This window comes from Acetivibrio clariflavus DSM 19732 (assembly GCF_000237085.1).
Lineage (GTDB): Bacteria > Bacillota > Clostridia > Acetivibrionales > Acetivibrionaceae > Acetivibrio > Acetivibrio clariflavus.
In genome coordinates, this window is record NC_016627.1 from 568605 (window position 1) to 593093 (window position 24489).

Consider the following 24489-nt stretch of genomic DNA (forward strand, 5'->3'; position numbering starts at 1 on the left):
TTGAAGAATTCATTCATGGAATAAGTCTAACTAGATAATATATTCTAAGTAATTATCAAAAATCCTTCAAAAAAGGACTTAAAATTTATAATTTCTCATTACTGTAATATGGAACCTTTTCTTTCATAATCATAGTTCCGATTCCTTTGTTAGTGAATATTTCAAGCAGGAGACAGTGAGGAATACGTCCGTCAATAATATGAGTTCTTCCGACTCCTTTATTAAGGGCATCAATACAGCCTAATACTTTAGGAATCATTCCTCCGTCTATTACTTTTTGGTCAATGAGGTTAAGGGCTTCGTCTACTGTCAGTGCAGGTATTATTTCGTTGCTGTCTTTATTCATCTTAACCCCTTCTATGTCGGTGAGAAGGATTAATTTTTCAGCTTTCAGTGCAGCTGCAATTTCACCGGCAACAGTGTCTGCATTTATATTGTAGCTTTGACCGTCTTTGCCAACTCCTATTGGTGCAACAACAGGGATGTATTCATCTTTTGCAATTAACTCAATAAGTTTGGAGTTTATTTTTGTTATCTTGCCGACATAACCTAAATCAATGTCTTTTCCATCTACATTGGCTTTATATTGCTCACATTCAATAAGGTTGCCGTCAATACCGCATAAACCTATGGCTTTGCCGCCCATTTTATTGAGAAGGGATACAATTTCTTTGTTTGTCTTTCCTACAAGAACCATCTGGGCGATTTCCATAGTAGAGCTGTCGGTTACCCTTAATCCGTTGATAAACTGACTCTTTATATCGAATTTATCCAATGCCTTGTTTATTTCAGGCCCACCGCCGTGAACCACCACAGGGTTCATGCCTATGTATTTGAGAAGAGTGATGTCTTCCATTACAGAGCTTTTTAGCTCATCATTGATCATGGCATTTCCGCCGTATTTTATTACAACGGTCTTGCCCCAAAGTTTTTGTATATAAGGTAAAGCTTCGACCAAAATTTCTGCCTTTTTTATTATAGACTCCATATTAGATTCCATTTTAATTCCTCCAGTAATAAATAATTCTATTTTAAAATTTCAATTATTTTTTCATTTTAATTTATAGTTAACATTACAATTAAAGTCATTTTAACAACATAAAGAAATATTAAACATTTTTAGAATGACATCTCTTGAACCGGTTATTATCTTTATTGCAGATTTTGCTTTCAATTAAAGATATAATCCTGGAGTTAAAAGACCGGTGTGTTCAGGCAATCCGCACATAATGTTCAGGACCTGAACAGCTTGCCCGGCTGCACCTTTACCGAGGTTGTCAATTGCCGATAATACAATAACACGGTTTAAGCGTTTGTCTACAACAATGCCGATATCTATATAGTTTGAACCTGCTACATGTTTTGTCTCGGGTAAAATACCCTCATCCAATATTCTTACAAAACAATCGTTTTTGTAATACTCTCTGTATAGTTCGATTAATTCTGAAGCGGATTTTTCGCATGTCAGGTTTGCATAAATGGTACTTAGCATACCTCTTTTCATTGGTGCCAAATGGGGAGTAAAGGACACAAAAATGTCTTCCCCGGCAAGCAGTGAAAGCTCCTGTTCGATTTCGGAAGTATGTCTGTGAGTAGCTACTTTGTATGCTTTATAGTTTTCGGTGCATTCACAGAACGAATAGGAAAGATCTGAACTTCTGCCTGCACCGGATACACCTGAAGCGGCATCAATGATAATATTGTTTTTATCTATCAGCTTGTTGGAGATTAGCGGAGCTATGCCCAAAATTGAACATGTGGGATAGCAACCGGGATTACCCACTATTTGTGCACTTTTTATAGCTTCACGATGAAGCTCGGGAAGTCCGTAAACGGATATTTCCAGAAGCTCCGGCATACCGTGCTTTGTGTTATACCATTGTTCATATACTTCAACGCGTTTATAGCGGAAATCACCGCTATGGTCTACTATCCGTTTATTCTTTTTGACCAGCTTGGGAATAACTTCTTTTGACACGCCGTGGGGAAGAGCCGTTACGAAAATATCGGCTTTGTCTGAAATTTTGTCTATATCAAGCTCTTCACACTCCATATCAAATACATTTCTCAAATTAGGATAAACGTCGGAGATTTTTTTGCCGACGAAATTTTGAGATACTACTGTGCTTATGTTTATTTCGGGATGGTTTTGGAGCAGCCTGACTATTTCTATTCCAACATATCCCGTTGCACCGATTATTCCTACATTTATCATAAAATTCTCCTCCTTATAAATAATAAAAAATAGGCTTTAAAAAACAACCTATGGATATATCTGTCCGATTAACGCATATATTTAACCAGTATATAAATATAATTGTAAGTATAATATTTTATTAAAATTCATGCACAAATCTGTTCTTGTTACAACTTTGCGCGTATCCGTATCTCGCTGATATATCTTCTGCTTCTCTCAAACTTTTTTATTATATATACCAGCTATGCTTTACAATACAATTTATAATTATACAAAACCGTGTATAAAAATTCAACAATATTTATAAATACTTTGTAAATACATGTTTCAAAATTTGTTAAGACATATTTAAAACTTTGTCTGAAGTTTATAAAAGGCATTGTTATATTTATGAAATTGGATTTTTTTAAACATGTAGGGCAAATAAAATAGGAATATATTTTATGGAATATGTGACTTTAATCCCGAATATATGACTTTAGTTCGGAATTTATGCAAATAAAGTTGCAGATATGGTTTATGCAAAGTTACTAATACATTGAAAAAATTTTTGTTGAAAAGTATACTAGCTGGTTGCAAGTTTAAATGTTATATTTAATTATGTAGTACAGTTCGGAATAATTGGGAGGGGAAAAAATGGCAAGTGTAAAACTAAAGAACATATACAAGAGGTATCCTGGCGGAGTTACTGCTGTTAATGACTTTAACTTAGATATTGAAGATAAAGAGTTTATCATATTGGTAGGTCCCTCAGGATGTGGTAAGACTACAACTCTTAGAATGATTGCAGGATTGGAAGAAATCTCTGAAGGTGAATTGTATATAGGAGACAAACTTGTAAATGATGTTGCTCCGAAGGACAGAGATATTGCGATGGTTTTCCAGAACTACGCATTGTATCCTCATATGACTGTTTTTGATAACATGGCTTTTGGTTTGAAACTCAGAAAATTGCCAAAAGATGAAATAAAGAGAAGAGTTCTTGAAGCTGCAAAAATTCTTGACATAGAGCATTTGCTTGAAAGAAAACCAAAGGCATTGTCCGGAGGTCAGAGACAGAGGGTTGCGTTAGGTCGTGCTATTGTTCGTGAACCTAAAGTATTCTTAATGGATGAGCCTTTGTCAAACCTTGATGCTAAACTGAGAGTTCAGATGAGAACTGAGATCAGTAAGCTGCATCAAAAACTTCAAACAACAATTATATACGTTACCCACGACCAGACAGAAGCTATGACAATGGGTACAAGAATTGTTGTTATGAAAGACGGTTATATCCAACAGGTTGATACTCCGCAGAGCCTGTACGAAAGACCAAACAATATGTTCGTTGCAGGATTTATAGGAAGTCCTCAGATGAACTTCATAAACGCAAAAGTTGAAAAGCGCGGAGAAGAAATACATCTTTTATTCGGTAAGGAAGATATCAAACTTCCTGAAGGTAAAGCTAAGAAATTAGAAGGTACTGAATATATTGGTAAAGAAGTTGTTATGGGTATCAGACCTGAAAACGTACATGATGAAGCTATGTACCTTGAAACATTATCTGACAGTATAGTAGAAGCAGAAGTTGAAGTTGTTGAAATGCTCGGTTCAGAAACTTTGTTATATCTTGTGGTTGATGAAGTTGACTTTGTTGCAAGGGTTAACCCGAGAACAAAAGCTAAACCGGGAGACAGAATCAAGGTTGCATTTGATGCTAATAAGATTCATCTGTTTGATAAAGAAACAGAGAAAACTATAATGAATTAATAGTTTGTTCCAATCGGTTACAAAAAGGGAAAGGTAATTTAATCTTTCCCTTTTTTATTTTTTGTGTATAATATATATTATGGTGTTGTGCAAAACTATTTGAGTCCCTTGTTACATACAGAAAATGGCATGCTCGGAGGGTTTATGCCTTCGAATTTGTTTTTTACAGAGTATAATTGATTCTAAAAGTGCTGTTTTTTGTTATAGGGATGACAGGGGGGACAAAATTGTCTGTTAAGCTATATCAAAGTTTAATTAATCAGGTAAAGGGTATAATTGATGATGAGTTCGGTATTATGGATGATACCGGGCTTATTTGGGCATGTTCAAATGAAAAGGCCAATGGCCAGAATAATCCTTTAGCGGCTGAAGTGATGAAAGCTAAAGAGCCTTTTGTCGTTATTGATGGACAATCCTTTCTTAAAGTTTATATAAAAAGTAAGCTTGAGTTTATTGCCTTTATAAAATCACAGGATAAGGAAAATTATAAATACCTGTCTTTGATTTCTATAAACGCAATTAATTTGAAAAATTATTATGAAGAAAAATACGATAAATTGAATTTTCTAAAAGGTATAATTATGGATAATATACTACCCGGTGATATTACGCTGAGGGCTAAAGAGCTCCATTTGGCTAATAATGTCAAGCGGGTTGTTTTTCTTATAAATACAGAAAAATCAAAAGACATATATACTCACGAAATAATTGAAGGATTGTTTCCAAGTAAAAATAAAGATTTTGTCATTGTTTTGGATGATGAAAATACCGTATTGATCAAAGAACTCAAGCAGGATTTTGAACAAAAGGAAATAAGCAAGATCGCAAAAATAATTATAGATACCCTGTCTTCAGAACTTGTGAAGGCTAAAGTAGGCGTGGGCACAGTAGTAGACAACATTAAAGATATAGGCAGGTCCTATAAGGAAGCTGAGATGGCGCTGTTAATCGGAGGTATATTTGATGACGATAAACAGGTAAATGATTATAACAAGCTGGGGATAGGAAGGTTGATTTATCAATTGCCTACAACATCATGTACCCTTTTCCTTAACGAAGTTTTTAAGGAGGGGTCTTTTGAATCTTTAGACCAGGAAACTATGTTTACTATTCAAAAGTTTTTTGAAAACAATTTGAATGTAAGCGAAACGTCAAGACAATTGTATATTCACAGAAATACTCTGGTTTATAGATTGGATAAGATTCAAAAGGTTACCGGACTTGATTTGAGAATGTTTGATGATGCAATAATTTTTAAGGTTGCCATGCTTGTAAAGAAGTACCTTGACAGCGATAAGAGATTTATGTAGCTCAATATGGATTGTAAAAGTTTGGCTGCATTGGATGTGTTGAATTTAGAAGGTTTTTAGAATGAAACGTAGAATATAATTAAATAATTGAGTTGCTTCAGGAGGTAAAAGTGGTAGAATTTAGATCTGTTACAAAAATATATCCTAATGGAACGTTGGCGCTTAGTGATGTTAATATAAATATAAATAAAGGTGAATTTGTTTTTATTGTAGGGCAAAGCGGATCAGGGAAGTCTACTATGCTAAAGCTTATTTTAAAGGAAGAAGACCCGACTTCGGGAGAAGTCTTCGTAAACGGCTATAATGTTTCTGCATTGAAACGTAAGGAAATACCTTATTTAAGGAGAAGCTTGGGAGTAGTGTTTCAAGATTTCAGGCTTCTTCCCAATAAAACAGTTTACGAAAATGTTGCCTTTGCAATGCAGGTTACAGAAGCGCTTCCAAGAGAGATGAGAAGGCAGGTGCCAATGTCTTTGGCTTTGGTAGGGCTTAGCAAAAAAGCAAATATGTATCCCGGGCAGCTTTCAGGGGGAGAACAGCAGAGAGTGGCACTGGCAAGAGCTCTGGTTAACAACCCTTCGTTGCTCATTGCTGACGAGCCTACCGGAAATTTGGATCCTGAGACTTCCTGGGAAATAATGAAACTGTTATCGGAAATTAACTGCAGAGGTACGACTGTGATTGTAGCTACTCATGAAAAAAGCATAGTCGATGCCATGAAAAAAAGAGTAATTGCAATCGATAAGGGTACTATTGTTAGGGATCAAGAGAAAGGACAGTACGGAGATGAAACTAAGAACAACCAAATATATTTTTAAAGAGGGTTTGATAAATGCATATAGAAACAAGCTTATGTCTTTGGCATCTATTAGTGTTGTTACAGCATCAATGATTGTTTTGGGCTTGTTTTTGATTATTTCGATAAATCTTAAATACAATATACAAAAATTAGAACAACAACCTCAAATGCAGGTTTATTGCGATCCTGAATTGGATGATCAGCAGATCAGGACTATTGAACAGACCATTAAAAGCGATGCAAGAGTAAAAAAATATACCTATGTTTCAAAAAAAGAAGCTTTTGAAAAGATGAAGGAAATGTTGGGAGAAGACCAGGATGTGCTCGAGGGCCTGGGAGATGACTTTATGCCTGTATCGTTTATTATTGAGCTAAACAACCTGAAAGAAGCTAAGGATGTAGTGGAGTCCTTTAAATTGATAGAAGGTGTTAGCAGTGTGAGATACTCTCAGGAACGAATCGATATTCTTATAAAGATAGCAACCTGGGTTCAGGTTGGAAACATAGTGCTGACAATTATTTTGCTGGCGGTAGCTATGTTTATTATATCTAATACCATTAAACTTACTGTGTTTGCCAGAAGAAAAGAGATAAATATAATGAAATATATAGGTGCAACCGACTGGTTTATCAGATGGCCTTTTATTGTGGAAGGTGTTGTTATAGGATTGATGGGGGCAGCTATAGGATTTTTAGCAGTCAGCATCATATATGCATTATTTTCAAGCAAGATTAGTGAGGGAATAAATATTATTTCTTTGGTCAGCTTGAGGGAACTTCAGTTTGTTGTTATCTATACCTTTGCATTGGTGGGTATTGGAATAGGTTCGTTGGGAAGTGCAGTTTCCATTAGAAAGTATCTACATGTATAGGATTATATGGTATAATAGTTTTGATATGTTTTTTTCTTAATCAATATAAAATGCTGATTGAATAAAAAAAGATATTTTAACAAATGAAAAAAATTAGGCAAGGAGGTATTGGACTTGAAAAAGGCATTGTGTTTTTTTCTATCAATTGCGATCGGTATGTCACTTATGATGCCTGCTTTCGCAGATAAACTTACGGAAGTTCAAAACCAAAAAAAGGCTGTCGATAAAAAGATTAACGATTTAAATAAAGAAAAAAAGAATGAGGAAAAGAAACTGCAGTCCATAAAGCAACAGAAAGAACAACTTGAAGCTGCTCAAAGAAAGGAACAACAAGAATATGACGGATTGGTAAGTCAAATAGACAAATTGAAAAAGAGTATCGAAGAACTTGACAAATCTATCGAAGCTAGTGAGAAAGAATACAACGAAAAGTTAGAACTCTTAAAGACAAGATTAAGAGTAATGTACGAAAATTCGGATTTTACATATATAGATACATTGGTTCAGTCAAAAAGTGTAATAGATTTTTTTGAAAGACTTGAGCTTATGTCTACAATTGGCAAGAAGGACAAGGAAATTATTGAAAGTATAAAGCAGGCAAAAAGAGATATTGCCTTTAAGAAACAGTTGGCGGAAGGACAAAAAGAACAGGTTCAGCTTAAGGCGGATGAAACATTAAAAACAATAAACAATTTAACTGCCAGCAGAGCTAATTTAGACAATCAAATAAAAGAGATAAATGCTAGACTTAAGAAAATTGAGGAAGAAGAAGATAAACTGATAAGTCAATCCAACGCTTTGGTTAACCAGATTAAGAATTTGCAGAAAAGTGGGGCTTATGCCGGTGGAAGTATGACTTGGCCGTGTCCAAGTTCCAAAACAATATCTTCTTATTATGGAAACAGGCTTCACCCGATACTGAAAAAATATAAAATGCATACAGGAATTGATATATCTGCAAAACAAGGCGCTTCAATAGTTGCGGCAAACAAGGGAACAGTAATTATGGCAGGATGGCAAAACGGTTATGGTTACACAGTTGTCATTGACCACGGTGGAGGTATAACAACATTGTATGCCCATTGCAGCAAAATTTTAGTTAGCGTAGGACAGAATGTTAAAGCAGGTGAAACAATTGCAAAGGTAGGAAGTACAGGTATGTCCACAGGACCGCATTTGCACTTTGAAGTTAGAAAAAATGGAGCTACAACCAATCCGTTAAATTATGTAAGTAATAAATAAAGTTATGTACATAGGCCTTACAGGTCCGGAATTATCCGGGCCTTATTTCAAGTTTTATAGATTTTATATAAAAAATGAACTTATTATATTATTTAATCCAGTCGCATATGATATAATGATAAATAGCCTTAAACTAAGTTAATTGTATCTCTATTTATTAAAGGGGTTAAAGCGGAGATTTGAATATTTTGAGATTTTTATTTATTTTTGGGTAAAAAAGAAAGTGTAAATTAAGGGGCATTGTGCCCCAAAGTTTATTTTATCAAATTTAAATTCGAACCGTGAGGGTGCTAAAGGGAGTGTTTTTGCCTTGAGTAAAGATGTATTTATCAAAAAAGTATTACCCATTGTTGCCATTGTTGTAATGACAAATCTTATAACTGCTATGGGAGTTATGATGTGGCATTATTTAACGCCCAATTATGTAGTTGTTCCTGAGGTTACATCACAGCAGCAGGCTGATATATTTGATTTTAATCCAAATTATGCAATACAGTTTGACAGCAGTAAGGTTGATTATGAAAATGTCAAAAAGTTTGCAAGAGTAAGAAATTTGCTTAAAGAATATTATTATAAAGATGTGAATGAGAATAAGATGCTTGAAGGCGCAATTTCCGGCATGACCGAAGCTTTAGAAGATCCCTATACAGTATATTTTACAAAAGATCAGATGAAGCAATTTATGGAAAAATCTCAAGGAAGCTATGTAGGTATTGGTGTTGTTGTCACAATGGGAGAAGACGGTATACTTACTGTTGTAGAACCTTTTGAAGATTCTCCTGCCCTTGAAGTGGGAATAGCTAAAGACGATAAGATTGTTAAGGTTGATGACAAAGATGTTACAACAATAAGAGATGAAGATATGATTATAAGCATGATTAAGGGAAAGGAAAACACAAAAGTCAAAATTACAGTATATAGACCGTCGGAAGGAAAGTATCTGGATTTCGTTGTTACAAGAAAGAAAATTAAGATTGTCAATATTAACAGCGAAATATTGGAGAATAATATTGGCTATATTAGAATTTCCATGTTTGACAGCGAGATAAGCAAAGATTTTCAGGAGCATCTTGATAATATGCTCAAAAAGAACATAAAGGGTCTGATAATTGACTTGAGGGACAATCCGGGTGGAGATTATGACCAGGTTACTGAAATAGCTGACAGGCTGCTGCCTGAAGGATTGATTGTGTATACTGAGGATAAGAAAGGGAACAGGCAGGAAAAGAAATCCGATTCAAATGAGTTAGATATACCTATAGCGGTTTTAGTCAATGAAAACAGTGCCAGCGCATCGGAAGTTTTATCCGGAGCTCTTAAAGACCACAATAAGGCTACTTTGATTGGAACCAAAACTTTCGGAAAGGGTCTTGTTCAAGCGGTGGTAAATTTAGATGACGGATCAGGCTTGAAAGTTACAATAGCCAGGTATTTTACTCCTTCAGGTGTTTGCATACAGGATGTGGGAATTGAACCTCATATTAAAGTTGAACTTCCCGAAAAATATAGAAATGTCGCCGTTTCACAAATACCTAAGGAAGAGGACAATCAGCTTCAAAAAGCTATTGAAGTGATAAAGGATGCCATACGATAAAAAAGGCTAAAGTTTTAATATGTAAATTGTGCGGTATGTTTAATAGATTTTATTATGCAAATGGAATGTAACTTTAATGTGCATTCCATTTTTTTCGTATATTTGCATAAATTATGTGCATAATACTTTTAGGAGGTGTTAATGAATGAAAGATATTGATGAAAAATTAAAATATGAGGTGGCAACTGAACTTGGCTTGATAGAAAAAATCAAAAAGTACGGATGGAAGAGCCTTTCTGCAAAAGAGACAGGGAGAATAGGCGGATTGATAACTAAGAAAAAGAAAATGCTTGAAATGGAAAAAGGTCAATAAAGGCATTACATAGTATATTGGCTTTAAATTTCTTGAAGCTTGGCTTTTTTTAAGCAATTAAAACACAATTAAATTTTAACTATTGAAAAATAGTGCTTTTTGGCATTACGCGGTTTCTGATCTTTATTGGTGCTGAAAATGCACTTTTTTTGTTTGTGTCTTTTTACCCTTTCTAAAGATTAATTATACTGTTTTTTTATATTTTTCTGTGCTATACTATGAATTAAAATCGGAGGTATTGTTGGAGGTGGGTTTCATTTACCACAGTTTTGCTTATATTTACGACAGGCTGATGTATGATATTGATTATTCAAAATGGGCGGATTACATAGAAAATATATTTAAAGTATATAATTGCAAACCATCATTACTCCTGGATTTAGGCTGTGGCACAGGCAATTTTTGTATTGAAATGGCGAAACGCGGTTACGACATGATAGGTGTGGATATATCGGTGGACATGCTGAATTGTGCCAAGCAAAAAAGTGAGGAACATGGACTGAATATTTTATATTTGAATCAGGATATGACAGATTTTGAGCTGTATGGCACTGTTGATGCTATAGTATGCCTTATGGACAGCATTAACTATGTTCTTTATAAAAAAGATATAAAGAGAATGTTGAAGCTTGTGAAAAATTATTTAAATCCAGGGGGATTATTTATTTTTGATGTCAACACACCTTATAAATTCGAAGAAGTCTTCGGCAATAATGTTTTTTATGATATTTCCGATGAAATCACTTACATATGGCAGAATTATTATAACAGAAGGACAAAAATATGTGAGTTTGAACTTACTTTTTTCGTCAGGGATAACGAAGGATATAAAAAGTATGATGAAGTGCACTATGAACGATGTTACGATAACAATGAGATTAAAGGTTTGATAGAATCCAGTAAATTGAAGCTGTTAAATGTTTATGACGAATTAAAATTGTGTCCTCCTCCTAAAAAAAGTCAGAGAAATTTTTATGTGTGTGAAGCAAATAAGTAGTAATAAGCTGAAATGAAAATTGCCAATAATTTTAAAATTTTAAAAATATAAAAAATACTGGATTGACAAGCTATAGTAAATTGTGATAAACTGTTAAAGATTTAGTAATGATATGGAAATATGATTACTAGATCAAAGTATCTAGTTCAGGAGGAGTGCAGGATGGAAAGAGGAAGAGTAAAATGGTTTAATGCTGAGAAGGGATTTGGTTTCATCGAAAGAGATGGAGGAAATGATGTTTTTGTTCATTTCTCAGCAATAAACATGGAAGGCTACAAGACATTAGAAGAAGGTGCGGAGGTTGAATTTGAAGTAGTTGAGGGTGCTAAAGGACCTCAAGCTGCAAATGTGACAAAAGCCTAATCCAGTACCTAATAATATTATATAAGGTTGGCCGAACTCACCCCGGTATTTTAATACCGGGGTTTACAATTTTTATATATATGTTAATGTTATGAAATTTTAAAAATTATTGCTGAATTGATGTTTCAAGTGCTAAAGTTTACATGTTTTTCAAGCTGAAATATAATATTTTTCGAATCAAAAATTTCATAATTGTTTCGGCTTTTTTGCGATTTTATTGTATAATAGGATTGCTTAAGTTAAATTGCACTGCCTGAATGATACAGGATAGCTTTAGAAAAGATAATAACGGGATTTTAATATAAAGGAAGGGATAATTATATGGAAGATTATATAGTCAGAGCAACTGCGGCACAAGGTACTGTGAGAGCAGTTGCGGCAGTTACTACCAACATGGTTAGGGAAGCAAGAAATATACATGAATTGTCGCCTCTGGCATCTGTGGCATTGGGAAGGACAATGACTGCTGCAGCGTTAATGTCTACTTTTCTAAAGGGTACAAAGGATACATTGACACTACAGATAAAAGGAGATGGGCCTCTTGGAGGAATCGTTGTGGTATCCGATGTAAATGCCAATGTAAGGGGTTATGTCCATAATCCATTGGTACATTTGCCCTTAAATGAAAACGGCAGGTATGATGTTGCAGGAGCAATAGGTAAAAACGGATATCTCAATGTCATTAAGGACCTTGGGTTGAAAGAACCATATATCGGATATGTAAAATTAATTTCCGGTGAAATAGCTGAGGATATAACTTACTATTTTGCCTCTTCCGAACAGATACCGTCTGCAGTGGCATTAGGAGTGCTGACCAACTCCGAAGATTTGATACAAAGTGCTGGAGGATTTATAATCCAGCTAATGCCGGATGCAGAGGAAAGTACAATAAGCAACATTGAGCAAAAGATAAGTACACTGCCTTCATTGACCAAGCTCCTTTCAGAGGGAAAGACACCGGAAGACATTTTGGAACTTGTTCTTGGTGAGATGAATCTGAAAATTGGAGAAAAGACTAGCTGCCAATATAAATGCAATTGCTCGAGAGAAAGAATGGAAAGAGGTCTGGTGAGTCTTGGAAAAGAAGAAATAGAAAGCATGATTAAAGAACAGCACGGTGCTGAAACCTGTTGTCATTTCTGCAATTCAAAATATCAATTTTCCGAAAATGACCTGGTGAGTCTTTTGGAAAATTTTTAGAGTATGTATTATGAAGCAAAAATATATGGAGAACTGCGTATTAAAGAGAAATTTGAAGCATTTTAAAATAAGTCACTAATAAATTAAAAATATCGGCACTTTATATATTGACTTAATGCAATTTGTTTTGTATACTATCTATTGTCGCTGAAACGCGACGTAGTGGTGCGGGCGCTTAGCTCAGCTGGGAGAGCATCTGCCTTACAAGCAGGGGGTCATAGGTTCGAGCCCTATAGTGCCCACCACATTATGGCCCGGTAGTTCAGTTGGTTAGAATGCCAGCCTGTCACGCTGGAGGTCGAGGGTTCGAGCCCCTTCCGGGTCGCCAACTAGCCCAGATAGCTCAGTTGGTAGAGCAGAGGACTGAAAATCCTCGTGTCGCTGGTTCGATTCCGGCTCTGGGCACCAATAATTTATGCGGGTTTAACTCAGCGGTAGAGTGTCACCTTGCCAAGGTGAAAGTCGCGAGTTCAAATCTCGTAACCCGCTCCAAAAACTCACTGGATGGACAGCTAAAAGTCAGACTACATCTGACTTTTGGCGTCTGATCCAGTTTAATATAAGGCGCCATAGCCAAGCGGTAAGGCAGAGGTCTGCAAAACCTTTATTCCCCAGTTCAAATCTGGGTGGCGCCTCCAGATGATAAATTATTAAAAAAGCCCTTAAAATGAGGGCTTTTTTTGATGCATGACCAGTTGAACTTTTATATTTTTCCTTCAGTCTCATTACAGATATATATAAGTGTAGTGTTTGAATAATCTTCCAATCCAATGGTTTATAATGGCATATAAATTCAAAAAGTACTCTTTTATAGGCCTAACACAGTAACCTTTTAATTTGACTTGCATAATATATAAAAGTAAAGTGAGATGTATTTACCTCTTTTCCAGCTGGGTAAGTTGTAAAATTAATTGCCCAAACATGATAAAAAAGAAGTGACTCAAATCAGAACCTCTGATAATGTTTTAAGTGACAAAACCAAAACATATTGGAGGGTCCGAAATGAGTCACCTTAATAATACCACTAAACGAAGAAGTTTTAAACACCTGGATGTGAGGGAACGGTATCAAATTGAAATATTATTGAAAGAAGGTAAGAAACCAAAGGAAATAGCCAAAGTAATGGGAAGGGACAGACGGACTATAGAACGGGAAATAGCTCGTGGCAGCGTGAGGTTGCTAAACAGCGATCTGACCTATTCAGTGAAGTACTGTGCAGACGTAGGACAACGAAGATATGAAGAGGCGTCATCAAATAAAGGAGCGGGTTTAAAGATCGGGCATGACCATGAACTAGCCAATTACATAGAGAAGAGGATAAAAGAGGACAAATATTCGCCGGACGCGGTGATAGGAGAGATAAAAGCCAAAGGGTTAAGGTTCAGAGCCATGATCTGCACAAAGACGCTATACAACTACATAGACAAAGGGATATTTGCTAATATAAGCAACAAAGACCTTCCGGTAAAGCGGAACAAGAAGAAGAGGAAATACCGAAGAGTAAGGATAGCATTAAAGAATTTGAGGGGGACAAGCATAGAAGAAAGGCCGGCACATATAGAAGAAAGAGGAGAATATGGGCATTGGGAGATGGATTGTATAGTTGGCAAAGGCGGAGAAAAGGGAGCAGCATTGTTGGTACTGACGGAACGGAGTACGAGGCAGGAGATAATACGTAAGATGCCGGATAAAAGCCAGGCATCGGTAAAGAAAGAGATAGACAAACTGGAAAGGAAGTATGGGAAGAAGTTTACCAAACTGTTTAAAACGGTCACAGTAGATAATGGAACAGAGTTTCTGGACAGCAAAGGGCTTGAGGCATCAGTGCTTGTTCCTGGTAAGATGAGGTTAAAGATATATTATGCACATCCATACAGTTCATGGGAACGAGGGTCGAATGAAAACGCTAATAAGCTGATTCGACGATTTATTCCTAAAGGGACGGATATAGGGAAACTAACGGAGAAAGAGATAAAAAGGATTGAGCACTGGATGAACAATTACCCAAGGAGAATATTTGGTTATCGAACTGCGAATGAAATGGCAAAGATTGTGGTCGCTTAAAACAGGGTTCTGTAAGATTTTGTAAGGCAATTAAACTTGCAATTTAAATTGGGAGTAATTATAATTTCCGTAATTGAATAGTAGATTTTTATATGATAGCATTAAAGTAGGTACTTGTCTAATTAAGTTCTGTGACTTAGTGAGTATTAATGGTGACAGATAAGAAAGATATTTGATTTATGTGAATTAATATAATTAAATGTATATGAGAGATGGTGGCCAAAATGAATCAAGATATGCTGGCGGAAATAAAGAAAAAAGAAACTCATTTTTGGGAATTCTGGCGTAAATTTTTCCGAGGAGAAGTGAATGAAGAGAGTCTTGTTGATGAGGTGACTCAACCCTTTTGGCAGAGTACTCATATATCAAAAAAGAGACTGGATCAAAAGGGTCTATTGCTGGATTTGAGTATTTATGATGATGGAATAAGAGGGCCGATTGATACTAAATCAGATGGCAGCAATATTATTGGAAACAGCAGCAGAAATGTAATAGCGGAACGAAAGATATATCGCGATGGAAAATTAATTTATAGAAAAAAAGATAAAGAAATATCTCATATGCACTTTCTTAAATCAAAAATAATTGAAGATAAAGCTAAATGTCCAAACTGTGGGCATCTGGGAAGAATAGCTACCTTTATTGACGGTTGCGATTACTGTGGTTCGAAATATGTAGTAAAAGACTTTGAAACTAAGGTATCAGGATTTACGTTGGAGGAAAACACCTATAAAAAATCAAAAAGTACCTTTTTTAAAGGACTCCTTACATTGGGAATAGTGACAGTTTTGATTATAGCATTAGGGATAACTTCATTTATCATCTTGATAGAACTGCTTCAAGCTGGAAATAATGGGATGGAGGCTATTACAGCACTTCTTCCCGGAATGTTTGCATTTACATATGTTCCGCCTCTGATTAAAAGTCTCATTATTTTACTCATCATATTTGTATTTTTCGGTATGGCTCTGTATTTATTATATATGAGAAATATTTTCGGAGAAGAAATAGTAAAGGCTGTAATTCCGAATTTCTCTGCATACGATTTTTATCAGAACCTGGAATATATGCTCCGAAGTATTCATATGGCCGATGATGGCCGTCAGGTATCTTCCTTTGCAACCTTTGACCTTGGAAACTTAGTATCGAATTATCAGGATATAATTGATTGCAATATAACGAGAATGTCATTTCTTAATGCCGGAAAAAACGGAAGCAGATATGTAATAGATGCAATGGTAACTTTGAGACTGCTTTGGTATGATGGAAAAAGGGTAAAAGATCGTTATGAAAAGGTGAAATGCAGACTGCTGGGGACCGATGCAATTTTGAAAAACTACTATTTTGCTTTACGGGAATACAAATGTCCTAACTGTGGCGGGAGTATCAACATTTTTGAAGGAGCTGTATGTAAATATTGTACAACAGAGCTGGATTACAGCAAAATAGGATGGATACTTTCGGATTATCAGATAATAAAGAAGAATTACAATATATATAGAAATATCAAAGTTGCAATGCTTGCTATATATATAGCTGTTTTGGGATTCCAGTTTGGAATGGCAACAATAACTAACAATACTTTTTATGAAGTATATCAAATTACTCATTACTCAGACCAGATTAGGGATATTGTTTTTAAAATGTTTCCGCTTCCGGAACAGATGGAACCTTCTTTGAAGCATATATCTTATATAGATGAATACATGAAACAACTGTATATATATGAAGCGACTTGGGATACCTGCATAGCTTATCGTGATTACCTGAAAAAATACGGTTTTGAACTTTTATCCGAAGTGGAAGGAAGCAGTATTATTCTTTATAAGACATTTACGGCAAAAGATGTGGAAGAACAGGCATTAAAAGAAACACAAACCGGGCAGCTGGTTGATGCAATTCGAATCTATTTTGCTGATGAGGAAGGGCCAATGTACGTACAGATTGCCCTTGAAAAAGGAATGATGCAGGTAACAATTTCGGTAGATGAGATTTAACCACTATATATGAAGAAAATCCCCTCTTTTTGGTAAGATATAATAATCTACTGAACAAAAGGGGGGTTTTTATATTGTGAGTAACCTAATTACTTTGTTTATTATCTATAAAAGATAAAGGTATATCAATTCAAAGTGAAAGTGTAGCATATTATGTCAAGTGTACATAAAATATAGCGAAGGATGAATTGTCAGGAGGATATGCTATGCTTTCTAACTTGGATTTTGTGCGACAGTCGTTAGAGCTGCATTTGTTTTTTGCAAGGATAATGAAAGAACACTCATTTTTTCTCGAAGTGGGCTTTACACCTAAAGATGCGAGTTTTACCCAACGAGCCGACGAATTTCGGAGAGAGTTTGACAAACTATTGGCTGAGGTTGTGTCACTTTCCAATGGGGTTGTCGGCACGGGAGTACTTCAGTCGGGAGAAGTAGTTACTCAGTATACTCTTAACGCAGAAAGGGCATCATCATATTTTACCGGAGTACAGATACCGACGGAAATAACGCTGGCAGAAACCAGATTAATGGGTGGCGGAATGGTGGCAGTTACCCCGATGCTTGTGCAAAGAGTAGCAATGATAAATCAGAAAGCTATTTTCTTGATATCCGGATTGATACAGTTTAAAGCAACCATCTTATCCAATGTTTTGTCCTGCCGAATGTTTACCGTAAATTATCCGTTATTGATAGACCATATTATGAGGGAAGCGAGATTATACTTACGAACGGTTCAAAGGCTTCAGAATCGGGAAAACGTAATTATTGAAAAAGAAGCTTTGGAGCAGGAGGCATTCTGGAATAGGATAATGGCAGAGCATTCGAAATTTATACGCGGTTTACTTGATCCAACTGAAAATGAATTGATAAATACGGCCGACAATTTCGGCAAAGAGTTTGATCAACTGACGGCAGAAGCGATAGCTGCCATGGATAATACTGCATCTTTTGAGAAAGTTACAGCAGATAGTCTTAAAGCGACTGCCGAAATTCGGGATTTCAAAGCCCAGGGAACGCAAGGGCTGCTTAATTGTAAGATTAAATCCATTATAATTCCGCTGTTAGGAGATCATACATTGCGTGAGGCCAATCACTATTTAAGACTTTTGAAAATATTCGAGAGATGAAGAGGAACTGTCTGTTATATAAAAAATAATAGGTTTTGTGGCGGTTAAATTGGCATGAATACTCCTTATGAGTATTTCATGCTTAATTTTTTGCTTTATACCAATGGAAATAAAACTAAAACGATAGGAATAATAAAAATTTTTCTAAAATCTATTGACATGGAAGAAAATTCTCTATAATATAATACTAAACCTATCGAATTACTATGGAATTTTATACGAGGAGTGGTGGTTGTGAAAAAGTTAAATAAAATTTTGCTACCGGCCTTAATAACTGCAATAATGACAGTATTTGTCGGTTGCGGTGAAAAACCAGTCTCGACGGAAAATGGCTCACCGACATCAAAAACGAATGATGGAAAGGCAATTACTATTTTAAACGTATCCTATGACCCGACCCGTGAACTTTATCAAGAGTATAATGAGGCTTTTGTAAGGTATTGGAAGGAGAAAACCGGTCAGGATATAATTGTTCAACAATCTCATGGAGGCTCAGGCAGTCAGGCCAGAACAGTTATCGATGGAAATGAAGCTGACGTAGTTACTTTGGCACTAGCTTATGATATTGATTCCATAAATAAAAATCAGCAATTAATAGATAAGGATTGGCAAAAACGTTTACCCCACAATTCTACCCCTTATACTTCCACAATTGTATTCCTGGTTAGAAAAGGAAATCCAAAAAACATAAAGGACTGGGACGACTTGATTAGATCCGATGTGTCGGTTATAACCCCAAATCCAAAAACATCAGGCGGTGCAAGATGGAATTATCTTGCAGCATGGGGGTATGCCCTGAAAAAGTACGGCAATGACGCAGAAAAGGCAAGGGAATTTGTAAAAGCTATTTACAAGAACGTACCCGTACTCGACTCTGGAGCCCGTGGTTCGACTACAACCTTTGTTGAACGCGGTATTGGTGATGTATTTATTTCTTGGGAAAATGAAGCTTTACTTGCTGTTGAGGAACTGGGAAAAGACAAATTTGAAATTGTTATCCCCTCAATAAGTATTTTGGCTGAGCCGCCTGTGGCAGTGGTTGATGCAATTGTTGACAAAAAGGGAACCCGTGAGGTTGCAGAAGAATATTTAAAATATTTATACAGTGATGAGGGCCAGGAGATTGCCGCAAAAAATTATTACAGACCGAGAAATGAGGAAATTGCAAAGAAATATACATCACTGTTTCCTGAAATATCTCTCTTTACCATTGATGAAGTTTTCGGCGGCTGGGATAAGGCGCAAAAGGAACACTTTGACGATGGTGGGGTATTTGACCAGATTTTTGAGGTGAGATAATGAATCTTGCATTAAAACCGATAAAGTTAAAGCAAAAAAGCGTAATACCCGGTTTTGGGATAACAATGGGATTCACCCTTTCATATATAACTTTGCTGATTTTGATCCCCATTTCAATGGTTTTTATAAACAGTGCAGGCATAGGTTTTAAGAAATTTTGGGAGATAGTATCATCGGAAAGGGTAATAGCTTCGCTGAAAATATCATTTGGCACATCCTTTTTGGCAGCTGTAATTAATGTGTTTACTGGATTACTTATTGCATGGGTTTTAGAAAGATATAATTTTCCCGGCAAAAAGATTGTCGATGGCCTGATCGATTTGCCTTTTGCCCTTCCCACTGCTGTTGCGGGCATTTCCCTTACAACACTGTATGCTCAAAACGGCTGGATAGGAAGGTTATTTGCACCAATGGGCATAAAAATATCCTATACGCCTCTGGGGATAGTAGTTGCATTAGTATTTATAAGTTTTCCCTTTGTAGTAAGAACGGTTCAGCCGGTTTTGCAAAATATTGATCTTGAGGTAGAAGAAGCAGCTGCATGCCTTGGTGCTTCAAGATTTCAGACCTTTTACAAAGTTATTCTGCCTGAACTGTTGCCTGCTATGATAACCGGTTTTTCATTGGCCTTTTCAAGAGCTTTGGGAGAGTATGGCTCAGTGGTTTTCATTTCAGGAAATATGCCTTTAAAAACCGAAATAACACCTTTATTGATAAGGGCAAAGCTTGAACAGTATGACTATGTAGGCGGTACAGCTGTTGCAGCAATAATGCTGGTTATTTCTTTTATAATGTTGTTTGTTATTAACTTTTTTGAGTGGAGAGCAAGTAATCGATATAAATAGAACTAGGAGAGGGTAGGATGGCGTCCAATATTCCAGTTAGTATAAAACGGATAGAACCGAATCGAATACAAAAGAGGGCAGTAAGAGAATCAAAAGCTGTTCAATTTCTTCTTATAACCGCTGCTTTGATATTTTTCTCGTTGGTACTTTTGATCCCCCTTGTTTTGGTATTTATTAAAGCCTTTGAACAGGGAGCAGGTGTATACTATGCTGCTATTGCCGATCCTATTGCATTAAAAGCTATAAAGCTTACCCTTTTAACAATAGCGGTTGTCGTGCCGATAAACACTGTATTCGGCATAACGGCAGCTTGGGCGGTAAGTAAATTCAAATTTAGGGGTAAGAATCTGTTAGTTACCATTATTGATTTACCTTTTGCCATTTCTCCGGTTGTAGCAGGGTTGATATTTGTTTTGCTGTTCAGCACAAGTCATGGCCTTTTTGGTCCGATTCTGAATGCCTGGGGAATAAAGATAATTTTTGCACCTCCAGGGATTATTATTGCCACGTTGTTTGTAACTGTTCCCTTTGTAGCAAGAGAACTTATTCCATTAATGGATGCCCAGGGAACAGCAGAGGAAGAGGCTGCTCTTACACTAGGTGCAAGCGGGTTTAAAACCTTTTGGTTTGTGACGCTTCCGAATATTAAGTGGGGACTTATATACAGCATTATCCTGACTGCTGCAAGAGCTGCCGGTGAATTTGGTGCCGTTTCGGTGGTTTCGGGCCATATTCGCGGTCTCACGAATACTGTGCCTCTTCACGTTGAAATATTGTACAACGAATATAAATTCTCTGCTGCTTTTGCGGTAGCTTCACTTTTGACAATTATTGCAATTGTCAACCTGATTGTTAAGAATATTGCCGATTGGAAGATACAGCAGCAGACTAAAGAATAATATTCATATTGAAAAACATTGAAGTTGCCGGGGATATCGTTTGAAGCAATGCTGTTTTTGGGGTGTGACTTCATAATAAATGAGTTCAGGTTTATGTATACCTAATTGTTTGGAGGATGGGCTATGAGTATTGAGATTTGCAATATTACCAAATATTTTGATTCCTTTAAAGCACTGAGTGATATCAACTTAAAAATTAATACCGGAGAACTGGTTGCCTTACTTGGACCGTCCGGTTCCGGAAAGACCACATTGCTGAGGATAATAGCCGGATTGGAAACGGCAGATGAGGGAAGCATTATCTTTGACGGTGAAGATACAACCCAAAAAAGTATACAAGACAGAAGGGTCGGCTTTGTGTTTCAACACTATGCCCTGTTTAAGCATATGACAGTATTTGATAACATAGCCTTTGGGTTGAGAGTCAGACCTGCAAAGTTAAGACCCAGCAAGGAGGAGATTAAACAAAAAGTACATGAACTGTTGGCGCTGGTAAAGATGGAGGAAATGGCAAACCGATATCCTTCACAACTTTCCGGCGGTCAGCGCCAGAGAATTGCACTGGCCAGGGCATTGGCGGTGGAACCCAAAGTTTTGCTGCTTGACGAGCCATTTGGAGCCTTAGATGCCAAGGTAAGGAAAGAACTTCGCAGATGGCTTAGAAAGTTACATGACAAATATCCCATAACCAGTGTTTTTGTTACCCATGACCAGGAAGAAGCTCTGGATGTAGCTGATAGAATCGTGATTTTAAACCAGGGGAAAATAGAGCAAATAGGTACTCCGGAAGAGGTATATGACAATCCAGCAAATCCTTTTGTATATAATTTTTTAGGTAATGTTAATCTGTTCCATGGACGAATACATAACGGAAAGGTTGAACTCGGTTCTATAAAGCTTGATTTGCCTGAATATACAGAGGCAGGCGATAAAAATATTATAAGTTATATCCGTCCCCACGATATTGAAATAAGTCTTGAAGCAAAAGGAAACGAGTTTATTGCTGCAGAGATTATATTTATAAGAGCAATAGGTCCAATTGTAAACCTTGAGCTCAGGAGGCTGGACAATGGAGAATTCATCGAGGCTGAAATCAATAAGGAACAATACAGGAAACTCGGATTGAAAGAAAAACAGGTTATATATGTAAGGCCTAAGGATTTCAAAGTATTTATACCGGAAGATTATGTAATATAATAATTTGATTTAACATAAGGGCATAATGTCTGAAAGTTAGTGTTTCTATTCCATTGAAATGAAAGAGGAAAACAAAAGGGGCATTGTGCCCCAAAATTGTTGTTCCGATTCATTTGAACTTAGTGAAAGAGAAAAGCATAAGGGGATGATATTCCAAAGTTTTTATCAGCACGGCTTGTTGCAGGAATTGTCGTAACATCCGAAGCCATTACCGCAGCAACATAAAAGGATAATAATAATTATTATCCAGAACCAGCTAAAACCAAAGCCAAAGCCCACAAAACCGCATCTGTCGTCAGACATAGCTATAACCTCCCTGATTGTTATTTATAGTATTAGTTTATGAGGATTCCCAATAAGTGTTACAAAAATCTTTTGCCCGGGTTAATAGGACAGGAAAGAATAATAAGTTTTTTCCGGTCTTTTTTTATTGCATCTAATAAGTAATAGCGTTTATACAGGTAATCAACTGGGTATATTATATCGGGACGAAGCAATGGGATTTATTGATATTGGAGGGAAAGTAGTTTAATATAGTTATGACAGAGACATAAATGACAAGTTTATATGGCTGTCTATAGAAAATGGGAGGTTATCGGATGAAAAAGTTTGCGTTTGTTTCGGATTTTGATGGAACCCTTTCTTCAAAGGATTTTTACCATATTATAATTGAGAAGTATATGGGAGATGAGGGTAAAAAGCTCTACAATGAGTGGAAGAAGACTAAAAAGATAAATGTGGAGTTTTTAAATATAGTATTCGGATCTACTAATTTAAGTGAGAAAGAGATATATGAAGAAATTGTTCAAATACCTCTGGATAGATATGCAAAAGACTTTATAAATAAAATAAAAGAAAACAATGGAGATTTTTATATTGTAAGTGCAGGTACTTCCTATTATATAAAAATATTGCTGGAACACTACGAGATACAGGATGTCCCGGTAATATCCATGGAAGGTGTTTATTCAAACGGAGGTATAAAAATTATTCCCGATCCGAACAGCGAGTATTTTTCAGAAGTTTTCGGGTTGGATAAACGGAAAGTAGTGGAAAGTATAAAGAAAAATTACGATTACATAATTTTTGCCGGAGACAGTGAACCGGATTTAGAGGCGGCAAAAACAGCCGATTTGGTTTATGCCAGAAGTGAACTGGCTGAACTGCTGCGCAAAGAGAATATTAATTTTACTGTTTTTTCGGATTTTAAGGAAATAGAAAAGGATTTGACAGAAAGGGGGATTTTGATATGAAGCCTCAAACCCATAGGATATCTATTCCTGTTATTATGGAAGTTGGCCCCAATAAATTGGAGGAACTGGATAGATATATATTAAAGTCCGGGATAAAGAAAATAGTACTGTTTATAGGTGAGGGAATAAGGGATTTATTTGGAGATATAATCTTTGGATCATTAAATAGAAATAAAGGGCTCAAAGTGCTGGAAGAGAATGAGTGCGATGATAATTCCATGGAATACATAACCTCAAAGGCCTTTTCCATTCCTGCCGACACAGAAGCTATTGTAGGTATAGGAGGAGGGAAGGTACTTGATGTCGCTAAATACGTAGCTTTCTTAAGAGACCTTCCGTTTATTAGTGTTCCTACATCTACGGCTCATGACGGTTTTGCGAGTTCAGGATGTTCACTTTACATAAACGGGCACAGGACTTCCGTACATGCCCGAATGCCCTATGGAATTATTGTTGATACGGCTATAATAAAAAAATCCCCTGAAAGATTTATATATTCAGGGCTTGGGGATATTGTTTCAAAAATAACAGCAGTATATGACTGGCTTTTTGAGGAAGAAAAAGGTGTCACAAGAGTGGATGACCTGGCGGTAATGATAGCAAAAAAATCGGTAAACAGCATAGTGAGGATGCCATACACCGATATTAAAGAGGACTTTTTTATAAAAGAGCTGGTGGATTCTCTTACCATGAGCGGGATTGCGATGGAGATAGCCGGTAACAGTTCGCCGGCTAGCGGAAGTGAACATCTTATATCCCATGCCCTTGACAAAATGACTTTAAAGCCTCAGCTGCACGGTATACAAGTGGGAATTGCAAGCTACATAATGAGCCTTGTGCAAAACCACCGATTTGAAAGGATAAGAAAATTTCTTTCCGACACAGGCTTTTTCAGTTACGTTAAAACTCTTAAACTGAATCCTGATGATTATATAAAAGCTATAGATATGGCACCGGATATAAAACCGAACAGGATGACTTATATACATGTGCCGGAGTATAGGGAAAAGGCCAAGGAAGTAATTTTTGAAGACAGTATTCTGAAAGATATATTTAATATTAAGTGATTGAGTATTTAAATTGATGTTCAGGTAAGCACTTGCCATTTTGCAGGTGCTTGCTTTTTTTATACATATTTATATTGTTTTGAGCAAAAACTTTTATATATATTT

General features: G+C 36.2%; 22 protein-coding genes and 5 tRNA genes. 24 read left to right on the forward strand and 3 right to left on the reverse strand.

What is annotated here, in order from left to right:
• Nucleotides 1–85: 85 nt before the first annotated feature.
• Both argB and argC read right to left on the reverse strand, forming a co-directional pair.
• Nucleotides 86–1000, reverse strand: a complete 915-nt coding sequence (gene argB, locus CLOCL_RS02390; RefSeq protein ID WP_014253846.1) for an acetylglutamate kinase — start codon at nt 998–1000, stop codon at nt 86–88.
• 174 nt (nt 1001–1174) lie between these two features.
• Nucleotides 1175–2215 carry an N-acetyl-gamma-glutamyl-phosphate reductase gene (gene argC, locus CLOCL_RS02395; protein ID WP_014253847.1) on the reverse strand — a complete coding sequence of 347 codons (1041 nt, stop codon included), beginning with the start codon at nt 2213–2215 and terminating at the stop codon, nt 1175–1177.
• Nucleotides 2216–2833: 618 nt separating this feature from the next.
• Between argC and CLOCL_RS02400 the strand changes: the two genes are divergently transcribed.
• From CLOCL_RS02400 to CLOCL_RS02505, 22 genes are all read left to right on the forward strand, one after another.
• Nucleotides 2834–3946 carry an ABC transporter ATP-binding protein gene (locus CLOCL_RS02400; RefSeq protein ID WP_014253848.1) on the forward strand — a complete coding sequence of 371 codons (1113 nt, stop codon included), beginning with the start codon at nt 2834–2836 and terminating at the stop codon, nt 3944–3946.
• A 227-nt stretch (nt 3947–4173) separates the two neighbouring features.
• Entirely contained in the window at nt 4174–5256 is a 1083-nt protein-coding gene (locus CLOCL_RS02405) for a PucR family transcriptional regulator (protein ID WP_014253849.1), read from the forward strand.
• A gap of 110 nt (nt 5257–5366) precedes the next feature.
• Entirely contained in the window at nt 5367–6074 is a 708-nt protein-coding gene (gene ftsE / locus CLOCL_RS02410) for a cell division ATP-binding protein FtsE (RefSeq protein WP_014253850.1), read from the forward strand.
• Nucleotides 6043–6927, forward strand: a complete 885-nt coding sequence (gene ftsX, locus CLOCL_RS02415; protein WP_014253851.1) for a permease-like cell division protein FtsX — start codon at nt 6043–6045, stop codon at nt 6925–6927. Before ftsE ends, ftsX begins: the two co-directional genes overlap by 32 nt.
• A 114-nt stretch (nt 6928–7041) precedes the next feature.
• The gene (locus CLOCL_RS02420; protein WP_014253852.1) at nt 7042–8169 is read left to right on the forward strand and encodes a murein hydrolase activator EnvC family protein; all 1128 of its coding nucleotides are present in this window, start codon (nt 7042–7044) and stop codon (nt 8167–8169) included.
• A gap of 310 nt (nt 8170–8479) precedes the next feature.
• A complete protein-coding gene (locus CLOCL_RS02425) occupies nt 8480–9763 on the forward strand; it encodes a S41 family peptidase (protein ID WP_014253853.1) in 1284 nt (427 codons plus the stop codon).
• A gap of 145 nt (nt 9764–9908) precedes the next feature.
• Nucleotides 9909–10076 (forward strand): alpha/beta-type small acid-soluble spore protein, encoded by a 168-nt coding sequence (locus CLOCL_RS02430; RefSeq protein WP_014253854.1) that lies wholly within the window; start codon nt 9909–9911, stop codon nt 10074–10076.
• A 241-nt stretch (nt 10077–10317) separates the two neighbouring features.
• Nucleotides 10318–11073 carry a class I SAM-dependent DNA methyltransferase gene (locus CLOCL_RS02435; RefSeq protein ID WP_014253855.1) on the forward strand — a complete coding sequence of 252 codons (756 nt, stop codon included), beginning with the start codon at nt 10318–10320 and terminating at the stop codon, nt 11071–11073.
• Between the two features lie 162 nt (nt 11074–11235).
• Nucleotides 11236–11436, forward strand: coding sequence for a cold-shock protein (locus CLOCL_RS02440; protein ID WP_014253856.1), 201 nt, complete (start codon nt 11236–11238; stop codon nt 11434–11436).
• 321 nt (nt 11437–11757) lie between these two features.
• Nucleotides 11758–12636 (forward strand): Hsp33 family molecular chaperone HslO, encoded by an 879-nt coding sequence (gene hslO, locus CLOCL_RS02445; RefSeq protein ID WP_014253857.1) that lies wholly within the window; start codon nt 11758–11760, stop codon nt 12634–12636.
• 169 nt (nt 12637–12805) lie between these two features.
• Nucleotides 12806–12881: transfer RNA gene (locus tag CLOCL_RS02450), tRNA-Val, on the forward strand.
• 6 nt (nt 12882–12887) lie between these two features.
• Nucleotides 12888–12964, forward strand: a tRNA-Asp gene (locus CLOCL_RS02455).
• 4 nt (nt 12965–12968) lie between these two features.
• A tRNA-Phe gene (locus tag CLOCL_RS02460) sits at nt 12969–13044 on the forward strand.
• Nucleotides 13045–13053: 9 nt separating this feature from the next.
• Nucleotides 13054–13128 (forward strand) — tRNA-Gly (locus CLOCL_RS02465).
• Between the two features lie 71 nt (nt 13129–13199).
• A tRNA-Cys gene (locus CLOCL_RS02470) sits at nt 13200–13274 on the forward strand.
• A 364-nt stretch (nt 13275–13638) separates the two neighbouring features.
• Entirely contained in the window at nt 13639–14700 is a 1062-nt protein-coding gene (locus CLOCL_RS02475; RefSeq protein WP_014253858.1) for an IS30 family transposase, read from the forward strand.
• A 224-nt stretch (nt 14701–14924) separates the two neighbouring features.
• Nucleotides 14925–16697, forward strand: a complete 1773-nt coding sequence (locus CLOCL_RS02480) for a TFIIB-type zinc ribbon-containing protein (RefSeq protein WP_014253859.1) — start codon at nt 14925–14927, stop codon at nt 16695–16697.
• A gap of 206 nt (nt 16698–16903) precedes the next feature.
• The gene (locus tag CLOCL_RS02485) at nt 16904–17824 is read left to right on the forward strand and encodes a DUF2935 domain-containing protein (protein ID WP_014253860.1); all 921 of its coding nucleotides are present in this window, start codon (nt 16904–16906) and stop codon (nt 17822–17824) included.
• Between the two features lie 282 nt (nt 17825–18106).
• Nucleotides 18107–19123 carry a sulfate ABC transporter substrate-binding protein gene (locus tag CLOCL_RS02490; RefSeq protein ID WP_081467082.1) on the forward strand — a complete coding sequence of 339 codons (1017 nt, stop codon included), beginning with the start codon at nt 18107–18109 and terminating at the stop codon, nt 19121–19123.
• Entirely contained in the window at nt 19123–19968 is an 846-nt protein-coding gene (gene cysT / locus CLOCL_RS02495; RefSeq protein WP_014253863.1) for a sulfate ABC transporter permease subunit CysT, read from the forward strand. Before CLOCL_RS02490 ends, cysT begins: the two co-directional genes overlap by 1 nt.
• Nucleotides 19969–19985: 17 nt before the next feature.
• Nucleotides 19986–20867, forward strand: coding sequence for a sulfate ABC transporter permease subunit CysW (cysW, locus tag CLOCL_RS02500; protein WP_014253864.1), 882 nt, complete (start codon nt 19986–19988; stop codon nt 20865–20867).
• A gap of 123 nt (nt 20868–20990) precedes the next feature.
• Nucleotides 20991–22064, forward strand: coding sequence for a sulfate/molybdate ABC transporter ATP-binding protein (locus tag CLOCL_RS02505; RefSeq protein ID WP_014253865.1), 1074 nt, complete (start codon nt 20991–20993; stop codon nt 22062–22064).
• 165 nt (nt 22065–22229) lie between these two features.
• On the opposite strand, the gene CLOCL_RS22360 is transcribed toward CLOCL_RS02505, so the two are convergent.
• Entirely contained in the window at nt 22230–22367 is a 138-nt protein-coding gene (locus CLOCL_RS22360; RefSeq protein WP_014253866.1) for a hypothetical protein, read from the reverse strand.
• Nucleotides 22368–22663: 296 nt separating this feature from the next.
• Here CLOCL_RS22360 and CLOCL_RS02510 point away from each other — a divergent pair, with 296 nt between their 5' ends.
• Nucleotides 22664–23317, forward strand: coding sequence for an MtnX-like HAD-IB family phosphatase (locus CLOCL_RS02510; RefSeq protein ID WP_014253867.1), 654 nt, complete (start codon nt 22664–22666; stop codon nt 23315–23317).
• Nucleotides 23314–24384 carry an iron-containing alcohol dehydrogenase family protein gene (locus tag CLOCL_RS02515; RefSeq protein ID WP_014253868.1) on the forward strand — a complete coding sequence of 357 codons (1071 nt, stop codon included), beginning with the start codon at nt 23314–23316 and terminating at the stop codon, nt 24382–24384. Before CLOCL_RS02510 ends, CLOCL_RS02515 begins: the two co-directional genes overlap by 4 nt.
• The last annotated feature ends 105 nt before the right edge of the window (nt 24385–24489 follow it).